This window comes from Gordonibacter sp. (assembly GCF_036667095.1).
Classification (GTDB): domain Bacteria; phylum Actinomycetota; class Coriobacteriia; order Coriobacteriales; family Eggerthellaceae; genus Gordonibacter.
Genome location: NZ_JAVWUP010000294.1, coordinates 1 through 2,479, shown reverse-complemented (window position 1 = coordinate 2,479; position 2,479 = coordinate 1). Strand labels below are relative to the sequence as shown.

1 protein-coding gene and 1 tRNA gene are annotated in these 2,479 nt (G+C 60.3%); both read right to left on the bottom strand.

All coding sequences use genetic code 11. The features are described 5' to 3' along the window. Nucleotides 1-644: 644 nt before the first annotated feature. A tRNA-Ile gene (locus RR842_RS13880) sits at nucleotides 645-719 on the bottom strand. Nucleotides 720-920: 201 nt separating this feature from the next. Continuing rightward, nucleotides 921-1,967 (bottom strand): tryptophan--tRNA ligase, encoded by a 1,047-nt coding sequence (trpS, locus tag RR842_RS13875; protein WP_332518807.1) that lies wholly within the window; start codon nucleotides 1,965-1,967, stop codon nucleotides 921-923. Nucleotides 1,968-2,479: the final 512 nt, after the last annotated feature.

Genomic DNA, 2,479 nt, shown 5'->3' with positions numbered 1-2,479 from the left:
ACGGTGGTGTGGGAGGACGGCTGGTGAACTAATCACCAGCCTCCTACCCGATTAGGCAGAGGTGCTGGCAGTGGGGAATGGGGGAGCGAGGATGGGCTCTTTGGATGAGCGCCCGCAGCATCGGGGGATGCGGGACCATGCTACGCTGACGAGTGTGGTGGCGATCCTTGCGGACGTCGTCTCATCGTCATGAACCTTTTCATCTGCCGAAAAAGCGCGGCGTTCCCCTGGCGATCTGGTTGTGTTGTATGGATTTGGGGATGTTTGCGGTACTTAGTGTGGCGAACCTCTCCATCGATTCGGCCGTTGTTGCCAGCTGGACGCATCTGTGGTGGGTGCGCATGGTGCTGACCGCTGCAGTCGTGATCGCCTTTGCATTTGCGATCAGAGAGCTTCGGCGGGGCCTGCCTGAGGCGGCCGCGCCGAAGCCAACTTCTATACCAGTCTGCTGACATACCAGTCTGCTGACGATGGCGATGATCGCAGGCGCTTTCGCCATGGGCTTCGTGTTTTCACGTGTCCGCACGTTGAAAGGCAGGATCATCTGCCCGGCATAGCGCACATCGGGTAAGGTTCAGCGGCGGGGGGCGGCTACCGAAAACAAAAGCCGCCGACTCTGTTGAGGCGGCGGCTTGCGATTTTAGTGGTGGGCCCAGCAGGATTCGAACCTGCAACCAAGGGATTATGAGTCCCCTGCTCCACCATTGAGCTATAGGCCCGTACGAAAAGCGCTCAGCCATTCTATCCCAAACGGCGCGCTCTGCCAAGGTTTCGTGGTTCGGTCGCTAAAAATGCGCGAATATCAGCGAATATCGATATCAGAACAAATGCTTTACGCGAAACGCTTGTTCATGAGCGGGTGCGGCTTGCTGCGCAACGGCAGTGCCTGCCGCACCCGCTCGAGGCGGTTTGCTTGGCGGTTAGTACACCATGCCCATCGTGGCTCGTACCTCGTCGAGGGTGGCTTCGGCTATCTCGTTGGCGCGGCGGTTACCCTCGGCTAGCACGCTTGCAATATAGCCCCGGTCGGCGGCTAGCTCTGTGCGGCGAGCACGGATGGGCTCGAGGTAGGCGTTCACGCTCTCGGTAACGTACTTCTTTAAGGTGCCGGAGCCTCCCTCGCCGATCTCGGCAGCGATAGCGGCTTCGGTGCGTCCTGTGCAAAGCGCGGCTGTGGTCAGTAACGCCGACACGCCGGGGCGTCCTTCAGGATCGAACGTGATAGTGCGCTCAGCATCGGTCTGGGACTTCTTGATGAGCTTCGTCGTCTCGTCGGCGGTGGCGGACAGGCTGATGGCATTGCCGTAGCTCTTCGACATCTTGCGGCCGTCGAGGCCGGGGATAGCGGGCGCATCAGACAGCAGGCCGTCGGGCTCGGGGAACACGTGGCCGTAGCGCTCGTTGAACCGGCGGGCGATCTGGCGCGTCTGCTCGATATGGGGCATCTGGTCCTTGCCTACGGGCACGATGTTGCCCTTGCAGAACAAAATGTCGCATGCCTGATGCACGGGGTAGGTGAGCAGCAGGCCCGTAAGCGCATGCCCCGAGGCCTCCATCTCGGTTTTCACCGTGGGGTTGCGCAGTAGCTCGGCCTCGGTCACCAACGACAGGAACGGAAGCATGAGCTGGTTGGACGCCGGCGTGGCGGAGTGCGCGAAGATGATGGTCTTTTGGGGGTCGATGCCGCAGGCCAAGTAGTCGATGATCATGTTGTGCACGTTGTCGGCGATGTTGCCCGTAGAGTCGCGGTCGGTGATGACCTGGTAGTCCGCGATGATGACGCGGGTGGCAACGCCCATATCCTGCAGCGCCACGCGCTCGCGGATGGTTCCGAAGTAGTGTCCCAGGTGCAGGCGGCCAGTGGGACGATCGCCGGTAAGCATGGTGTACTTCTCGGGATGGACGGGCAAGTCGGCGCGGATCTCGTCGGAGCGCTTGAGGCTGGCTTCGTAGCTGTCGATGCTCATGGTTCGTCTCTTTCGTGGTCGTGCGGATCGGAACAGTATGCGCTTTAGTATAACGGTTTGCGTAAGCGCGGCACCGTCAAATACCGGAGAGCTCGCCGCTCGCTCGCCGCTCTTTATCCGCAGGAGGCTTAGGCGCTGGATCGTTCCGCCTAGCCCGCCGCCCGTTTGCTTGCTACTCACCGAGACGGATAGGGGGAACGAGTGCGCTGTCGGCATCCTCTCTAGTGGTAGGCGTAAGAAGATGGTTGCAAGCCCGCTACGAAGGAGGAACCCCTTATGAATGATGCCCTTGGGAGTCTGACCCACAAACTGGTGGAGTTGGCCCGAATGTATGCCAAGAACGCCTATCGGCACTTTCGACAATGGCTTCATCATGGCCCAACACAACCTTTGGCCTTGGAAGAGGGTGTCTTCGTGCGGCATTGGCAAGGAGCCTGACGAGAAGCGGGCAGCCATATGAAAAGGCCACCGGCTTTTACCCCGATGACCTGCAAGTTTCTGGTGGTCGCTAC

Excerpts from the sequence above, each read along its gene's own strand:
- trpS (WP_332518807.1), bottom strand. The coding sequence starts at position 1,967 with ATGAGCATCGACAGCTACGAAGCCAGCCTCAAGCGCTCCGACGAGATC.